Source organism: Capnocytophaga sp. oral taxon 878 (assembly GCF_002999135.1).
GTDB lineage: Bacteria > Bacteroidota > Bacteroidia > Flavobacteriales > Flavobacteriaceae > Capnocytophaga.
This window is the reverse complement of record NZ_CP027229.1, coordinates 2,575,019-2,590,941: the sequence shown is the minus strand read 5'-3', so window position 1 is coordinate 2,590,941 and position 15,923 is coordinate 2,575,019. Positions and strand designations below refer to the sequence as shown.

16 protein-coding genes and 1 pseudogene are annotated in these 15,923 nt (G+C 40.6%); 15 read left to right on the top strand and 2 right to left on the bottom strand.

Going from position 1 to position 15,923, the window contains the following annotated elements; all coding sequences use genetic code 11:
- The first annotated feature begins 65 nt into the window (after nt 1-65).
- The 11 genes and pseudogenes from C4H12_RS11765 (at nt 66) to C4H12_RS11715 (ending at nt 10,370) form a co-directional block, all read left to right on the top strand.
- Nucleotides 66-647 carry a hypothetical protein gene (locus C4H12_RS11765; protein ID WP_129588234.1) on the top strand — a complete coding sequence of 194 codons (582 nt, stop codon included), beginning with the start codon at nt 66-68 and terminating at the stop codon, nt 645-647.
- Between the two features lie 96 nt (nt 648-743).
- Nucleotides 744-998 (top strand): annotated as a pseudogene (locus C4H12_RS11760) (IS1595 family transposase); the annotation flags it as partial.
- Nucleotides 999-1,108: 110 nt separating this feature from the next.
- A complete protein-coding gene (locus C4H12_RS11755) occupies nt 1,109-1,564 on the top strand; it encodes a hypothetical protein (RefSeq protein ID WP_129588233.1) in 456 nt (151 codons plus the stop codon).
- A gap of 82 nt (nt 1,565-1,646) precedes the next feature.
- Nucleotides 1,647-1,781 (top strand): hypothetical protein, encoded by a 135-nt coding sequence (locus C4H12_RS13960; RefSeq protein ID WP_256387540.1) that lies wholly within the window; start codon nt 1,647-1,649, stop codon nt 1,779-1,781.
- Nucleotides 1,782-1,951: 170 nt separating this feature from the next.
- On the top strand, nt 1,952-2,686 hold the full coding sequence (gene fabG / locus C4H12_RS11745; RefSeq protein WP_106099086.1) for a 3-oxoacyl-ACP reductase FabG: 735 nt from the start codon (nt 1,952-1,954) through the stop codon (nt 2,684-2,686).
- Nucleotides 2,687-2,995: 309 nt separating this feature from the next.
- Nucleotides 2,996-4,960: an alpha-amylase family glycosyl hydrolase gene (locus C4H12_RS11740; protein WP_106099085.1), complete on the top strand. Its 1,965-nt coding sequence runs from the start codon at nt 2,996-2,998 to the stop codon at nt 4,958-4,960.
- A 34-nt stretch (nt 4,961-4,994) separates the two neighbouring features.
- Nucleotides 4,995-5,507, top strand: a complete 513-nt coding sequence (locus C4H12_RS11735) for a hypothetical protein (RefSeq protein WP_106099084.1) — start codon at nt 4,995-4,997, stop codon at nt 5,505-5,507.
- Between the two features lie 65 nt (nt 5,508-5,572).
- The gene (locus C4H12_RS11730; RefSeq protein ID WP_106099083.1) at nt 5,573-7,519 is read left to right on the top strand and encodes a glycogen debranching enzyme N-terminal domain-containing protein; all 1,947 of its coding nucleotides are present in this window, start codon (nt 5,573-5,575) and stop codon (nt 7,517-7,519) included.
- A gap of 60 nt (nt 7,520-7,579) precedes the next feature.
- Nucleotides 7,580-8,872 (top strand): glycosyltransferase family 4 protein, encoded by a 1,293-nt coding sequence (locus C4H12_RS11725; protein ID WP_106099082.1) that lies wholly within the window; start codon nt 7,580-7,582, stop codon nt 8,870-8,872.
- A 9-nt stretch (nt 8,873-8,881) separates the two neighbouring features.
- Entirely contained in the window at nt 8,882-10,069 is a 1,188-nt protein-coding gene (locus C4H12_RS11720; protein ID WP_106099081.1) for a glycoside hydrolase family 57 protein, read from the top strand.
- A 64-nt stretch (nt 10,070-10,133) separates the two neighbouring features.
- The gene (locus tag C4H12_RS11715) at nt 10,134-10,370 is read left to right on the top strand and encodes a hypothetical protein (protein ID WP_106099080.1); all 237 of its coding nucleotides are present in this window, start codon (nt 10,134-10,136) and stop codon (nt 10,368-10,370) included.
- A gap of 88 nt (nt 10,371-10,458) precedes the next feature.
- On the opposite strand, the gene C4H12_RS11710 is transcribed toward C4H12_RS11715, so the two are convergent.
- Complete coding sequence (locus C4H12_RS11710) at nt 10,459-11,172, bottom strand: hypothetical protein (RefSeq protein ID WP_106099079.1); 714 nt, start codon at nt 11,170-11,172, stop codon at nt 10,459-10,461.
- A gap of 17 nt (nt 11,173-11,189) precedes the next feature.
- A complete protein-coding gene (ilvA, locus tag C4H12_RS11705; RefSeq protein ID WP_106099078.1) occupies nt 11,190-12,371 on the bottom strand; it encodes a threonine ammonia-lyase in 1,182 nt (393 codons plus the stop codon).
- A gap of 635 nt (nt 12,372-13,006) precedes the next feature.
- Here ilvA and C4H12_RS11700 point away from each other — a divergent pair.
- The 4 genes from C4H12_RS11700 to C4H12_RS11685 all read left to right on the top strand — a co-directional run bounded on the left by C4H12_RS11700 (nt 13,007) and on the right by C4H12_RS11685 (nt 15,916).
- Entirely contained in the window at nt 13,007-13,264 is a 258-nt protein-coding gene (locus C4H12_RS11700) for a phosphopantetheine-binding protein (protein WP_106099077.1), read from the top strand.
- Nucleotides 13,264-14,466 carry a beta-ketoacyl synthase gene (locus C4H12_RS11695; RefSeq protein WP_106099076.1) on the top strand — a complete coding sequence of 401 codons (1,203 nt, stop codon included), beginning with the start codon at nt 13,264-13,266 and terminating at the stop codon, nt 14,464-14,466. Before C4H12_RS11700 ends, C4H12_RS11695 begins: the two co-directional genes overlap by 1 nt.
- A gap of 85 nt (nt 14,467-14,551) precedes the next feature.
- The gene (locus C4H12_RS11690; RefSeq protein ID WP_106099075.1) at nt 14,552-15,298 is read left to right on the top strand and encodes a hypothetical protein; all 747 of its coding nucleotides are present in this window, start codon (nt 14,552-14,554) and stop codon (nt 15,296-15,298) included.
- A gap of 21 nt (nt 15,299-15,319) precedes the next feature.
- The gene (locus C4H12_RS11685; RefSeq protein ID WP_106099074.1) at nt 15,320-15,916 is read left to right on the top strand and encodes a ribonuclease HII; all 597 of its coding nucleotides are present in this window, start codon (nt 15,320-15,322) and stop codon (nt 15,914-15,916) included.
- Nucleotides 15,917-15,923: the final 7 nt, after the last annotated feature.

Here is a 15,923-nt window from a genome sequence, read left to right as displayed (position 1 = left end):
ACCCATAGAAAACAAGATGGGATAACCCCAAGTGGTGAATGGTAAAATTTAAAAGTAATAAAAAAATGAAAATACTATACATTTTATTAGCAGTAATATTCTTTTCCTGTAAAACAGAAAACAAGCAAAAAGTTGTTTATGCAGATGCTATTATAAAAACCAACGACACAGTTGTCATAGATTTTGAGGCATTTAACGAGGCAAAATTTATAGGAAAAACATATCAATATTTAGATGAGTTCAACGAATTTAAAGATTGTAGATATGGTGGCTTTGAGTTATTACCAGAATATGGAGAAAAGAAAATAGATATAGTAAAGATATACCCCAATGGGAGTGAAAATCCGCAGCTCCTCCTATTGATTGAGAATGAGGAAAACGGGAAAAACAAGATTACAGATATTTTAAATCTATCGAAAGAAAACTTATTAAAAACTGGAGAGAATTTCGTCCTCATTTCGGATAGATATATAAATAGTGGAAAGACAATCAATAAACCTATTGCAGCCATCACAAGAATAGAATCTGAAAAAGAATATTTTACAGCTATACACAAAGTTTGGAGCGTAGACTGTAAGTCAGGTAAATTTGTAGAAATTTCCACAAAAAACATAAAGGTTGAAAATGAAGAATATTATGGCATTTAAAATTCATAATAAATATAAATATTGAGGCGTCAAAATAATTTCATGTATTTGCACTGTGAAAATTAATGTATTATGGAATTATTTAAGGGACAAATAAAAGACTTTAATATAACTCAAATTCCTAGTAATAATGGGAAGAATTTTCCTACATTACATAAGATAATACATCAAGTAAAGTCTTGGATAAGAGGTACATATTCTTGGGTATCAGAATTTAACATAGACCGCTATTTAGCTGAGTATAGTTTTAGAATTAATCGTTCACAAAATAAAGAGACTATCTTTAACAAATTAATGAAAAGAATTGTAGAACGTTCTTCCGTTTCCCAAAGTCAATTAGTATGTAGCTAAATAGACACCTCAAAAATATATTGTAGGACAAGCAGAAGGGAGAGCTATACAAGTGGTTGTTGAGAAAAGAGATAAAGTAGAAAAATTAAGAACCTTAAAAAATCAATAAGATGAGGAAAATTATAAATTTAATAGCAATCACCTTGTTGTTTATTAGTTGTAACAACACTTCTAAGAAATTAGAGATGCTAAAAGAAGGCACATTTATTTATGAGAGAGAAAGAGTTCTTGAGAAAAAAAATATTACAGTTGAACAATCAAAAATAGAAATGATAAGAGAAACTAAATATGTTGTTGAAGAAAAAGTTATTTACGATAGTTTAGGTATTTTGCAAATATATGATGGTGCTTCAGAGGGTTTTATTATTCACACAAGAAATAAAAGTGATGGAAATATTATATTCAAAAATAGGGGGTATAGTAATAAAATATTAATAAATAGAAAACTGGATTGTCTTATAGATGGGAAAGATACAATTAGAAATTTTGAAGTATTTTTAAAAGATCAACTCATAATGGTCTATCCTAAAGAAGATAATAGAATTTATGTATACAAATTTAAATAATTAATTGAGGTGTCAAAATTATTATTCCTATGGCGGAATAGGTTGGGGTGTTGATAAAAATTTTCTTTATACCCAAAAGGCTTTGAATGATAGTTATACCGAAATCTGTCCACCAGAGGTAGATATGTCGGAAAAGCGTTATAATTTGATGAAGAATTGCCATTTATTGAAAGAATTAGGAGGTAATTGGTATATAGAGTTAAATTATGACAGATAATCTTTCTGACAAATACAGAATGAAATAAGACATAGAGTTATAAGAGCCACATAGGCTTCTTACCTCTTACCTAAACAAAATTAATAACAACAAAAAAACGAAGTAAGACCAAAAGCAGACAAGAGTCTCCACCCTCTTATCTCTTACCTCTTACCTCTTACCTAAATCAAATGAGAAAGTACGCTATTATTACAGGAGGATCTCGGGGTATAGGGCGCGCTATATGCGAAAAACTCGCTCAGGACACCGATTATCATTTACTTATTACTTACCAAAGTAATGAGATTGCCGCTCGCGAAACACTCGGCCACATTAAGAAATTAGGACGCGAAGGTGATATTATCCGCTTTGATGTTTCTAATCACGAAAGCACTACCAAAGCCCTTACCCAATGGCAGCACGACAATAAAGATGCCGTGGTAGAGGTGATAGTGAACAATGCCGGTATCAATCGCGACGGGCTCTTTATGTGGATGCCCGAAGAGGATTGGAATAAAGTTATCCAAACAACTCTCGGAGGCTTCTATAACGTAACCAACTTCTTTATCCAAAAGATGCTACGCCACCGCTATGGGCGTATTATTAATATCGCATCAGTATCAGGAGTGAAGGGTACAGCAGGGCAAACCAACTACTCTGCTGCCAAAGGGGCTATTATTGCAGCTACAAAAGCATTAGCGCAAGAGGTAGCCAAACGCAACATTACAGTAAATGCCATTGCCCCTGGGTTCATACGTACCGATATGACTTCGTCTTTAAATGAAGAAGACCTTGTAAAACTGATTCCTGTAGGTCGCTTTGGCGAGGCGGAAGAAGTAGCCGACCTTGTGTCGTTTTTAGTATCCAATAAGGCAAGTTACATTACCGGAGAGGTGATAAACATCAACGGAGGGGTATACAGTTAGCCTTTTACCTCAATTTTTAACGATTCACAGCGTGCTTAATATATTAGGTACGCTGTTTTTTTTCAGGTATTACTACCTCTCATTTCAAGTATTACAGGGGTATATAAGTAGTTTTTTTACAGTAGTACAATGATAGTTTTTATTTCTTTATTTGCCTTTGTTTAGAAAATTGTAAATAAAACAAAAAAAATATGAAAAAAATTTTGCCGTTTCAAAATAATATACTAATTTTACGCCGTGAAAGAACTTGACTTGTTCAAAAGCCAATAGTAATTGACTTTTCCATAAGCCAATAAATACCTATAAGTTATGAACGACCCACTTTTGCAACCATACCTCCCTATCATTAAGGGGAGGCATCAGCATTTTATACAAGTAGCACAACGTGTGCAAGGAGGGGCTTCGTCTCTATCCGATGCTTGTAACTCGCACCTCTATTACGGTTTGCACCGCAATAGCTCCGAATGGGTGCTGCGTGAGTGGGCTCCTAATGCAACTGCTATCTTTCTTCTATGCGATAGCAATGACTGGCAAAAAAATAATTATTACGCTTTTACTAAAATTAACGAACAAGATTGGGAGTTGCGGCTGCCCGCCTCGGCCTTACATCACCAAATGCTTTATAAGCTATTGGTAGAGTGGGAAGGGGGGTGTGGTGAGCGCATCCCTTCACATACTACCCGTGCCGTGCAGGACGACTACACCAAGGTATTCACCGCACAAGTCTGGTGTCCCGAGCATCCTTACCAATGGCAACACCCACGCCCTAAGGCTACAGCGCACCCACTCATTTACGAAGCACATATAGGTATGTGTACCGAGCACCAACGCGTAAGTACTTTTATAGAGTTCCGCCTCTATGTGCTACCTCGCATTGCTGCTTTGGGCTATAACACTATCCAACTGATGGCCATACAAGAGCACCCTTACTACGGCTCATTCGGCTATCAGGTAGCCAACTTTTTTGCGGTGAGCTCGCGTTTTGGCACCCCCGAAGAGTTAAAAGAGCTTATCGATGCTGCCCACGGTTTGGGCATATGCGTACTGCTGGATATTGTACATTCGCATTCGGTAAGTAATGAGGCTGAAGGGCTTAGCAAGTTTGATGGTACCGATTATCTCTATTTTCACAAAGGCGAGCGTGGCAAGCACCCTGCTTGGGACTCTCGTTGTTTTGATTATGGCAAACCTCAAGTACTAAATTTCCTGCTTTCCAACTGCAAGTATTGGCTGGAAGAATATCGTTTTGACGGGTTCCGTTTTGACGGGGTTACCAGTATGATTTACTATGATCACGGCTTAGGCAAAGCCTTTACCGATTATAGCTTCTATTACGATGGCAATGAAGACGATGACGCTTTGGTGTATCTCACTATGGCTAACCAACTTATACACGAGCTCTATCCCGGAGCGCTCACCATTGCCGAAGAAATGAGCGGACTACCTGGGCTTGCCTACCCTATTAACGAAGGGGGTATGGGGTTTGATTTTAAACTCAGTATGGGCATCCCCGATTATTGGATCAAGCTCCTCAAAGAAGTCCCCGATGAACAATGGCATGTAGGCGATATCTATTACGAACTGACCAACAAGCGTGCTGAAGAACGCACCATTAGCTATGCCGAAAGCCACGACCAAGCCTTAGTAGGCGATAAAACCATATTCTTCCGCCTTACCGATAAAGAGGTTTATACCGGTATGAGCATATTCGATCAGAATTTGGTAATAGACCGCGCTATGGCTTTGCACAAGATGATACGTCTTATTACATTGGCTACTTCGGGCGGAGGCTACCTCGCCTTTATGGGTAATGAATGGGGACACCCCGAGTGGATTGACTTTCCTCGTCAGGGTAATGGTTGGAGCTATGCACACGCTCGCAGGCTATGGAGCTTGGTTGATAACCCCGACTTGAAGTTTAAATACCTCAACGCCTTTGATAGTGCAATGATACATTTTGCCAGCAAGAGCAAGCTACTAAACCGTGAGCCTCGTGTGTTGGTGCGCGACATCAACCGACAATTACTTGTGTTTGAACGCAGTGGTTATTTATTTGTTTTCAGTTTCAACCCCACCACCTCCTACACCGATTACCAGTTTGATGTACCAGCAGGCAAATACATCACTGTACTCAGTACCGATAACCCCGCCTTTGGAGGCGATAACCGTATCGATGAAAGCGTAGAACATTTCACACAGTACACCGGCAAAGAGAATTTACTATCATTGTATATACCCGCGAGAATTGGAATGGTATTGAAATTAGCAGATTAGCAAATAAATACAACCTAATTTAATTAGTCATTCATTGTTACTTATCAATCACATATTACCCTTATTAGTTTTTCTGTGTTTCACTTGTCAATCAATAACAGCACAGAAAGCTCAGGAGTGTAATTTAAAGGTCTTTTTATCATTAAAAAGTAAAACTTTACAAGCCGATTTTTTCAAAAAGATTGATTCAGTAACAACAGTACAATACCCAAAAGGCAAAGCCCAAACAGTAAATATCACCCCAACAATACTCAATAGGTATTTAAATGATATTAAAAAAGACCTTTCACAGCAGTCTGTAGGCGAAATGATTGCTGAAAGAACATACCATTACAAGTTAGTACCCCCAGAGTTTGCCAAGCAAGCCAACAATGCGAAAAACAAAATCTATATAAGCTTTTACCCAAAAAGCTGTAATTTCACCCTGCACCTACTGTACTCCTACTACTTAAAAGAACACGATGTAGTAGTAGAGTCATCAGTAATTTATTACTTTACAATCATCAATGGGAAGATTGCAAATTTTGGGAGAAATGAAGCAGGATAAAGTCAATCAATTACATTGATATTGCTAATTGAAATAATTGTTAATTATTAATTGTCAATTGAAATATGAGTTATATATCATTTAAAAAAGATCAGCTAATTAATCTTGAATACTCACTTAATAGGGAGTTTCTTGGAACCAACCGCGGTGGAGGTTACTGCTCCTCTACCCTTGTATTTTGTAATACCCGTAAGTACCACGGGTTACTAGTTGTGCCTATCGAAAAGTTCAGAGGTAAAAACTATGTAATGCTTTCATCTTTAGACGAAACCATCCTACAACACGGGCGTGATTTTAATTTTGGAGTACATAAGTATGAAGGTACATACGAGCCTCGTGGGCATAAGTACATTGTTGATATATCGTATGAAAAAGCCTTTACAGTGACCTATCAAGTAGGTGGGGTAGTACTCAAAAAAGAAATATTAATGATGCACAATGCTCCGCAAGTACTAGTGCGCTACACATTGCTTGATGCTCATTCGGCTACTCACTTGCGCCTAAACCCACTATTAGCTTTTAGAGACATTCACTCACTTAGCAAAGAAAACCCTGTAGCCAATACACAAGCCGAAGCTGTAAAAGGTGGCGTAAAGGTAAAACTATATCCAGAGTTCCCTTACCTGTATATGCAGCTAAGCAAAGAGGCTAACTTTGGCGGAAAAGCGTATTGGAATAACAATATTTACTATACCAAAGAAAAAGAACGTGGTTATGACTACCAAGAAGACTTACTTAGCTTGGGTGCTTTTGAAGTAAGCCTTAAAAAAGGGGAAAGTATTGTATTTTCAGCCAGCTTGGAAGAAGCCGATAGCAAAGCCTTAGCTAAAAACTTTGACAAATACCTCAAAGAACGTGCAGAGCGCAATTCGTTTGAAGAGTGCTTACAGTATACCGCTTCACAGTTCCTAATTCAAAAAGCAGGTGAAACTCGTATTAAAGGAGGTTACCACTGGTTTGAAAGTAATACCCGCGACACTTTCATTGCGCTGCCAGGTATTGCCCTATCAGGGAAAGCAGATAAGATATTTGATGAAGTATTAAGCTCGGCTCTTAAATATTTCTATAACGGGCTTTTTGCACGTGATATAAGCACACACGTAGTGGACCCTGCCTTTGATGCCGACACCTCATTGTGGTTCTTCTGGACACTTCAGCAATATGAAAAAGAAACCAAGAAAACCAAGAAACAACTTTGGAAAGAATATGGAGAAACCCTTAAAGCCATATTAAACACCTACCGCAGCCGTAGCCGTAAGGATATGCGTATGGATGACAATGGGCTTATATGGAGTGATAATTTAAGTCGCCCACTTACTTGGTTTGATGCCGAAAGCAATTATGGGGCTATTGTACCGAGAAACGGCTATGTAGTAGAAGTGAATGCCCTTTGGTATAACGCCGTATGCTATGCCATAGCTTTGGCCGAAGAAAGTAAAGATAAAGAGTTCCTGGCACACTGGGCTACACTACCACAAACCATAGCAGAAAGTTTTAATGACACTTTTTGGTATGAAACCGAAAAATACCTTGCCGACTATGCCAACCACACCCACCAAAACACCGATGTGCGCCCTAACCAGCTTATAGCTTGTGCCTTGGATTACTCTCCTCTTACCGAGAAACGCCAACGCAAAGTCTTAGCAATTATCACTCAAGAGTTACTTACCCCACGAGGATTGCGCACCCTATCGCCTGAAAACCCACGTTATGAAGGTGAAAGTGTAGGAGCCGTATTTGTGCGTGATAAGGCTACTTTTAACGGCTCGGCACACCCTTGGTTATTAGGTTTATATATTGAAGCAAACCTCAAACTATACGGTGATACCTACATACCCGATGCCGAAGCTATCTTAGCCGACTTTGAAGAAGAGGTAAGAGATCACGGGGTGAGCTGTATATCGGCTATATATGATGGTAACCCACCATTCCAATCAAGGGGATGTATATCCAAAGCTAAAAACGTAGCCGAGATACTGCGCGCCCAATGGCTACTAAAAAATAAAAAATAAAAACACGAACCCTTCCCACCCCCTCGGGAAGAGGGAGATGAGAAGGACAAATAATAGCGTATGAAGAATGTAAGAGTATTAATGTTTGGTTGGGAATTTCCGCCACATATAAGTGGTGGATTAGGAACTGCCTGTTATGGTATAGCCGAAGGGCTTGCCAAGCATGGTGTAAAGGTGCTTTTTGTAATGCCCAAAGCCAGCGGTGATGAAGATGCTAGTGTAGCCAACATCATCAATGCTAGTGATGTGGAAATGTTACAAAATACCGAGAAGATTGAGGAGTTCTGGAAAAATATCAATTTTATGGAGATAGGCTCAAACCTTGTGCCTTACCTTGACCCCGAAACTTTCGCCCGTGAACGCGACCAGTACCTTAAAGAAGGAGAACGCCGTGAACGCATTTCGTACCACAACAAATTTCAGTTTTCAGGCAAGTATGGAGCAAACCTGATGGAAGAGGTATACCGTTATGCCTTAGTAGCTGGTACTGTAGCTAAAAACCATGATTTTGACGTAATTCACGCCCACGACTGGCTTACTTATAGTGCAGGTATTATTGCCAAAAAGATTTCGGGGAAGCCCCTTATTGTACACGTACACGCTACCGAGTATGACCGTGGGGGTGAGTACAACCGCAACACCCTTGTGTACGATATTGAAAAGCGCGGTATGGAAGCTGCTGATAAAGTAGTTACCGTAAGTAACTGGACACGTAACATAGTAATTGAAAAGTACGGTATACCTGCTGATAAAGTAGTTACTGTTCACAATGCTGTGGATTTCAAAACTGACCTTGAAAACCGTGAAGAGCGCGGTATTACCGATAAAATAGTTACCTTTTTGGGACGTATTACCCTGCAAAAAGGACCTGAATACTTTGTAGAAGCTGCTGCTAAGGTAATGAAACGCGTACCTAATGTGCGCTTTGTAATGGCTGGTAGTGGAGAGAAGATGAACCCCTTAGTGCGCCGTGTGGCACAATTAGGCTTGGGTACCCGCTTTCACTTTACAGGGTTCCTTAGGGGTAATGATGTGCAGCGTATGTTCCAATACAGTGATGTATATGTGATGCCTTCGGTATCGGAGCCTTTTGGTATTTCGCCGTTAGAGGCTATGCGCTCGGGAGTGCCTACTATCATATCAAAACAATCGGGGGTAGCGGAGGTATTAGATCACGCTATTAAGGTAGATTACTGGGATATTAACGCCCTTGCCGATGCTATTTACGGTATCATAACCTACCCTACCCTATCCAACTTTATGCAACGTGAAGGTTATAATGAGGTGAATAAGCTGAAATGGGAGAATGCCTCATTAAAACTAAAGAAAATATATCAAAACATTATTCAATAAGAGCCTACTATGAAAAAGTCAATTTGTATCTATTTCCAAATTCATCACCCTGAACGCCTAAGAAAATATCAGTTTTTTGATATAGGCAAAAAACACAACTATTTTGACAACTACGCCAACAGATCGGAATTAGAAGACTTGGCAGAACAGTGTTATCTGCCTGCTAATGCCTTATTATTAGACCTTATTAAGAAATACGAAGGCAAATTCAAAGTAGCGTTCTCTATTTCGGGCTCGGCTATTGACCAGCTTGAAATGCACACTCCTGAGGTAATTAGGAGCTTTCAAGAACTAGCTGAGACTGGTAATGTGGAGTTTTTGGCTGAGACTTATTCACATTCATTGGCCTCATTATCGGAAGATACTGATGAGTTTGAACAACAAGTAAAGCGCCATGCTACTACCATTAAACAACTGTTTGGCAAGAAGCCTGTAACTTTTAGGAATACTTCACTTATCTACTCGGATAAAATAGGGGAACGTGTGGCTAAATTGGGCTTTAAAACAATGCTTACTGATGGTGCTAAACACGTATTGGGCTGGAAGAGTCCGAACTTTGTGTACAAAAACGCTTTGGACGAGAATCTAACCCTTCTGCTTAAAAACAGCAAGCTGAGTGATGATATTGCGATTCGTTTTTCGGACAGAAACTGGAGTGAATACCCTCTTACCTCGGAGAAATATGCGCACTGGGTGGAAAGCAGCTTGCAAGACACTGATGTGCTAAACTTATTTATGAACTATGAAGTGATAGGTTATTACAACAATGCGCAAAGTGGTATTTTTGACTTTTTGCGCTACTTTATTGAATATATGATGGCTGAGCCTAACTATCAGTTTTTGTTACCTAAAGAAGTAGCTAAAAAGCACGCTGCTAAGGATATTTTGCCTGTGCCTTACCCTATTTCATGGACAGATGAGGAGCGTGACATTACCTCGTGGCTGGGTAATGAATTACAGAAAGAGGCTTTTAGTGAGTTATTTAAAATACAGCCGCTAGTGAGAAAGAAAAAGAATGCTGAACTTACTGAGGATTACAGTAGGTTACAGGCTAGTGAGCATTTTTACTTTATGCGCACTAAACTATTCTCAAATACCGATTACCACAAATACATCTTACCTTATGAATCACCTTATGAGGCATTCATAAACTATATGAATGTGCTGAGTGACTTTATTGAAAGGGTGAAAGATTAAGGTAGGCGGCAAGAGATAGGAACTAAAAATGGAAGTATAATAATAATTTTAAAACGCAGACAAAATGAAATCAGAAAGTGTGAAACTCAAAATCGAGAATTTCTATGAAGGGATTGTCGCTGATGATTCTGTAGAAATGTCTGTACGCAACGGATTGAACAAATCTGCTGATGCGGGGGCTACGGCAACTGCATTAGATTCTGAAGATTTCCTTTATGGGAATGTTCAAGATGAGAGGCGGAATAACACGGGGAAGCAACCTTATGAAGAGGCTGCTGATAGCTCGATGTATCTGCCGTAAAATGGTGCTACAAATTAGTACCCAAAATAAAGAACTGAGGCTACCTTCTTATAGGTAGCCTCAGTTTTTTTATGCTTTATTATTTGCATTATCTTTGGTTATCATCATCATAATAGGAGGGGAAGCGGTAGGAGTCGATGAGGTTTTTGAGCATCTGTCCTACTTGCTTGGGTAGGGTTACGCTTCCACTTCTTTGCTGCTTTATTACTCCGTCTTTTTCTTCGCCTTGAATTACACTTAGCTTGAAGAATAAACCTCGGTCTTCATCAAGTGATGCCCATATTATTTTGGAGAGCTCAAACTCTTTTAGGGAGTAGTTAAGGATGAAATAGAGCTTTTCCTGACAGACCATAACCTGTGGGAGATAGGAAGGTTGTTCTTTCACTATTTTGAGGTATAGGTTATAATCGGTATCGGACATTGTTTCTAAGAGCATTTGTTGTGCTTTGATATTGCGTTTGGTTATGCCTATAAAGAGGTAGCTCATTAAGAAGGTAAAACAGGCTGCAAAGATTACATTACTTATGAGAAGGGGGCTTAAAGTAAGTGTGCCTTCATCGGAGTAATGTAGGTATCCAAAATAGAGTATCATACCGATACCTATGAGAGGGAACATTAAGCGGTACTGCTTGAGTTGGCGCTTTTGTTGTTCGATATGAACTTGTCTTTTTTGGGGCAGCTTGTGCCTAGGTGTGTACTGAGCTACGCGTTTTTCAAAGCTGTTTTGGCGTATGAGAATAAAGTATATTAAGCTGGCAAAGAGTGTGAGTGGTATGAGATATACGATGATGTAGGGTTCCATAAATATTGTGTGGTGAATTAACTGATTTTATATCCTTTTTCCTCAAACAATTCGATGAGCTTTTGTATGTGTGCGGATCCGTTTGTTTCGACAGTTATTTGTACTTCTTTATCGCGGAAGCGAGAGAGGTTTTTGAACTGGTTATGAGCGAGCTTGACGATATTGGCACCTGCTTGTGCGATGATGTGTGTGATTTTGGCCAGTTCGCCGGGGCGGTCGGGGATATTAACGGAGAAGTTAAATATGCGATTGCGGCTGATGAGTCCTTTATTAATCATTGAGGAGATCATTAGCACGTCCATATTACCGCCGCTTACTACGGGGACTATGTTTTTTCCTTTATCTTCTAATTTTTTAAGTGCTGCGAGTGGTAGTATTCCGGAGTTTTCGGCTATGAGTTTGTGTTTTTCGGCCAGTAGTAGGAAAGCTTCGGTAAGTTCATAATCATCGACAGTAACGACTTCATCGACGTATTGCTTGATGTAATCGAAGTTAAGTTCGCCGATTCGTTTTACGGCTGTACCGTCGGCAATGGTATTGGCTTCGGGTAGAGTGATTACTTTGTTTTTTTTGAGGGCTTCGGTAGCTGAAGCTGCTCCGCTTGGTTCGACACCTACTATTTTGATAGAGGGTTTTATTTGTTTGGCTGCGCAGGCGATACCGGATATGAGTCCGCCCCCTCCTATGGGTACTACGATGACGTCGGTTTGTGGGAGTTCGTCGAGGATATCGAGGGCGATGGTTCCTTGTCCTTCGAGGACGTCTTGGTCGTTAAAGGGGTGTACGAATACGTATCCTTCTTGCGCTTCGAGTTCTTTGGCTTTTTGGTAGGCGTCGTCATAGACATCGCCGTGTAGTACTACTTCGGCTCCGTATTTTTTGGTGGATTCGACCTTAATAAGTGGTGTGGTGGTGGGCATTACGATGACTGCCTTGATGCCGAGTTCGCGTGCTGCGTAGGCTACGCCTTGTGCGTGGTTACCGGCTGAGGATGCTATTACGCCTCGTTTTTTTTCGTCGTCGGTAAGTTTGAGGATTTTGTTATAAGCCCCGCGTATTTTGAATGCGCCTGTTTTTTGTAGGTTTTCGGGCTTAATGTAGATTTGATTGCCTGATTCTTCGGAGAAGATGGGGCTGTAAATGAGGTGAGTGGGGAGGAGCACGTTTTTGAGGTGCTCACGAGCTTGGTTAAAGTTCATAAATTTTAATGATTAATTGTCCCAACGGATTGGCAATCATCGGTATAGCTACTGGTGGGGTGCTAAAAAGTTGGGGTTGTTAAATTAGTGCCGCAAAGGTACAAAATAATTATTGATATGCAAGTTTTTTTTAGGGGTGAGGAGTTAGGGGTGAGGAGAGAGGGGTGAGGAGAGAGGAGTGATGAGATAGGGGATAGGTGGGTGTTTGATAATTGAGAAAAATGGGGTGAATAGGAGGAAAGTGTGTGAATAATGTATGATTTGGGGGTTTTGGTTGTGGATTTGGCAAAGAGAATGTTTGGGGGTGGAAGGGCTGAGAATCAGGGTGGTGAGGTTTATCCTTCGTTTATAGTTCGTTTATCCTTCGTTATTGGTTCGTTTAAAGTAGGTAAAAGATAAGAGGGTGGAGGTAAGAGGGTGGAGGTGTAATGAGTTGATTATTAGGGAAGAGGGGTTGGGAGGCAGGGGATAGTGTGGGGGGAGGTGGGTTTTGCATTTTTCGCAATTTAGGGGTGTGGGGTGTGAGGGTGGGGGAATGATGGGGTGAAGTGGGGGAATGGGGGAATGGTGGGTGTGATTATTTGCTTGCTTCATATTTTTTTTGTACTTTTGTGCCCTAATTAAATTTCAATTATATGGATGCTCTTATTGCAGAACTGAAAAACAAAATTATTGAGGTGCTTAACCTTGAAGAGGTAACTCCTGAGGATATTAAAGAAGATGACCCTTTATTTGGGTCGGGATTGGGACTGGACTCTATCGATGCTTTGGAACTTATAGTGCTTTTGGATAAAACATACGGTATTAGGCTAGATGACCCTAAGAAGGGGAAGGATATTTTTAGTTCGGTAAGGACTATGGCTGAGTATATTACTGCTCATCGTACTAAATAATGCGAAGGAAGGTAGTTATTACGGGGGCTGGTATAATTTCATCGATAGGAAACTCGGTGGAAGCGAACTTTTATGCGTTGGCTCATAAGAAAGCGGGCTTGACGCGTATAAGCAATATAGATACGGCTCACGCTAACAATATAAAAGTGGGTGAGATAAAACTCACTAATGCTGAACTTAGCAAGCTGCTACACTTACGCTCATTAAATGCTTACTCACGGACAGCCCTACTGGGGATAATGGCGGCACAGGAGGCGATAGCTAATGCACGGCTTAGCAAAAAGCTGCTTACGAGTAATGTGGGGGTGGTGATGGCATCGAGTGTGGGGGGTATGGATATGACCGAGCGGTACTTTTATGAGTATGCGACTAATGAATCGGCAAGGAGGTATATTACTACCCATAACATAGGCGATGTGACGCACCAAATAGCGGACTACTTCCGGATAAAAGGACTGGTAACGAGCCTGAGCACGGCTTGCTCATCATCGGCAAATGCGATTATTACGGCGGCTGAACTGATAGCCAGTGGTAGGGCTGACTGCCTAATAGCGGGAGGTGCTGATGCGCTTTCGAAATTTACAATAAACGGCTTTAACTCACTTATGATACTGAGTGATAGCGACTGTGCGCCTTTTGACCAAAACCGAAAAGGGCTGAACTTGGGCGAAGCTGCGGCATTTATAGTACTAGAATCGGAAGAGAGTGCTAAAGCGAGAAAGGTACCTATAAAGGCGGTACTTAAAGGCTGGGGGAATGCTAATGATGCGTATCACCAAACTGCTTCATCGGCAGATGGTGAGGGGGCTTATCTGGCTATGCAAAAGGCACTGACTGTGGCTGGGCTGGAACCTAAAGATATAGATTATATAAACGCTCACGGGACGGCTACGCCTAACAATGACCTATCGGAAAGCCGTGCGCTAATACGCTTATTTGGGGAAGAGGTGCCTGATTTTAGTTCGACAAAGCCTTATACGGGGCATACACTGGCAGCGGCATCGGCAGTGGAGGCTGTATTCTCATTACTGTCATTACGCAATGGGGTGGTATTTGCGAACTTGAATTATCATACCCCGATGGAAGAGGTGAGTATACGACCTGAGACAAAACTAAAACATAAGAGTATAAACAATGTGCTTTCAAACTCATTTGGGTTTGGGGGGAATTGTAGTACGCTGGTATTCTCAAAGAACCGGTAGGAAGCTGGCGACTGAAAGAGGACAAGTGGTACCTTTGACGAGATTGGGAAGAAGAATAACATAAGAAGAAAAAAAGAATATTTCAATGAAAAAATTGGCTATTACACTGATAGGATTGGTAGCGCTTGTGAGCTGCAATAAAGAGAGCGGAGTGCTTAATGATGCTGAAAGCATACAACTAAACGGGAAGGTAAAAAGTGTGGTAGAGGTTACTACATACGAAAACTCGGAAGAGAGAAAGATTACAACTACGTTTCTGTTTAACGAAAAAGGTTATTTTACGGAAATAACACATACTTCGGCTGCTGCATACGGAACTGACACCATAAAAACCAGCACCAAACGTGTATTTGACTACAAAAATGATAATGTAGTAGAGATTACTGATGCTGATGATAACGGTAGAGAACAGAAATTCATAAAAAAAACAGATGATAAAGGGAGGATTTTGGAGCTAAAAACCGATAGCAGTGATGAGGGAGGGTATACTATTACCTACTCATACACCAATGGAGGTAAAGAGGCTACCATAACAGCTGTAACAGCCCTAAGAAAGGAAGAGCTAAAAGAAAAGGTAACTTTTGATGAAAAAGGACGAGTGCTTACGGAAATCTCACAAGGTAGAGACGGCAAAATTACTGATAAGACGACTTATAAATACAATGACAAAGGTTACTTGGAAGAGGTTATAAGAGAATTTGGCGGGGTGAACCAGAAAAGAGTAGAGCAATTTAAATATAAATACGATGCAAAGGGCAGTGCTGTGACTAGAGAGCTGTATACTAATGGAGAAAAAATTAATACTAGCCAACGCACTATAGAATATTACTAAGAAAATAGTATAGAAAGAGAGATGTTACAGCTTTTTTATCATTCGGCTTTGGAGGCTGGTACAGATGAAGCAGGAAGAGGCTGCCTTGCCGGCCCTGTAACGGCTGCGGCTGTGATATTGCCTGCTGACTTTAAGAATGAGCTACTAACGGACTCAAAACAACTAACAGAAAAGCAACGCTACTTACTTCGGCCTATTATAGAACAAGAAGCAGTGGCTTTTGCAGTATGCCACGTGCTACCGGCAGAGATAGATAAGCTGAACATTTTAAGGGCATCGATCACGGCAATGCATCGCGCGATAGATGGACTAAAAGTAATACCTGAATTTATAGCTGTAGACGGCAATAAGTTTGTACCCTATAAAGATATTCGGCACGCCTGTGTGGTAAAAGGTGATGGGAAAATACAGACAATAGCAGCGGCATCGGTACTAGCGAAAACGTATAGAGATGACTATATGACGGCTTTGGCAGAGAAGTTTCCTGAGTATCATTGGCAACAAAACAAAGGGTACCCTACCCCTGAACACCGCAAAGCTATAGCTGAATACGGGGCTACAGAGCACCACCGCAAGACATTCCGCCTATTAGAAGAGCAACAACTAAAATTATTTTGATAAACAA

What these genes read in the sequence shown, in the direction of transcription:
- C4H12_RS11765 (WP_129588234.1), top strand. Translation starts at nt 66, where the DNA reads ATGAAAATACTATACATTTTATTAGCAGTAATATTCTTTTCCTGTAAA.
- C4H12_RS11695 (WP_106099076.1), top strand. Translation starts at nt 13,264, where the DNA reads ATGCGAAGGAAGGTAGTTATTACGGGGGCTGGTATAATTTCATCGATA.
- fabG (WP_106099086.1), top strand. Translation starts at nt 1,952, where the DNA reads ATGAGAAAGTACGCTATTATTACAGGAGGATCTCGGGGTATAGGGCGC.
- C4H12_RS11710 (WP_106099079.1), bottom strand. Translation starts at nt 11,172, where the DNA reads ATGGAACCCTACATCATCGTATATCTCATACCACTCACACTCTTTGCC.
- C4H12_RS11685 (WP_106099074.1), top strand. Translation starts at nt 15,320, where the DNA reads ATGTTACAGCTTTTTTATCATTCGGCTTTGGAGGCTGGTACAGATGAA.
- C4H12_RS11720 (WP_106099081.1), top strand. Translation starts at nt 8,882, where the DNA reads ATGAAAAAGTCAATTTGTATCTATTTCCAAATTCATCACCCTGAACGC.
- C4H12_RS11740 (WP_106099085.1), top strand. Translation starts at nt 2,996, where the DNA reads ATGAACGACCCACTTTTGCAACCATACCTCCCTATCATTAAGGGGAGG.
- C4H12_RS11730 (WP_106099083.1), top strand. Translation starts at nt 5,573, where the DNA reads ATGAGTTATATATCATTTAAAAAAGATCAGCTAATTAATCTTGAATAC.
- C4H12_RS11690 (WP_106099075.1), top strand. Translation starts at nt 14,552, where the DNA reads ATGAAAAAATTGGCTATTACACTGATAGGATTGGTAGCGCTTGTGAGC.
- C4H12_RS11700 (WP_106099077.1), top strand. Translation starts at nt 13,007, where the DNA reads ATGGATGCTCTTATTGCAGAACTGAAAAACAAAATTATTGAGGTGCTT.
- ilvA (WP_106099078.1), bottom strand. Translation starts at nt 12,371, where the DNA reads ATGAACTTTAACCAAGCTCGTGAGCACCTCAAAAACGTGCTCCTCCCC.
- C4H12_RS11725 (WP_106099082.1), top strand. Translation starts at nt 7,580, where the DNA reads ATGAAGAATGTAAGAGTATTAATGTTTGGTTGGGAATTTCCGCCACAT.
- C4H12_RS11715 (WP_106099080.1), top strand. Translation starts at nt 10,134, where the DNA reads ATGAAATCAGAAAGTGTGAAACTCAAAATCGAGAATTTCTATGAAGGG.
- C4H12_RS11755 (WP_129588233.1), top strand. Translation starts at nt 1,109, where the DNA reads ATGAGGAAAATTATAAATTTAATAGCAATCACCTTGTTGTTTATTAGT.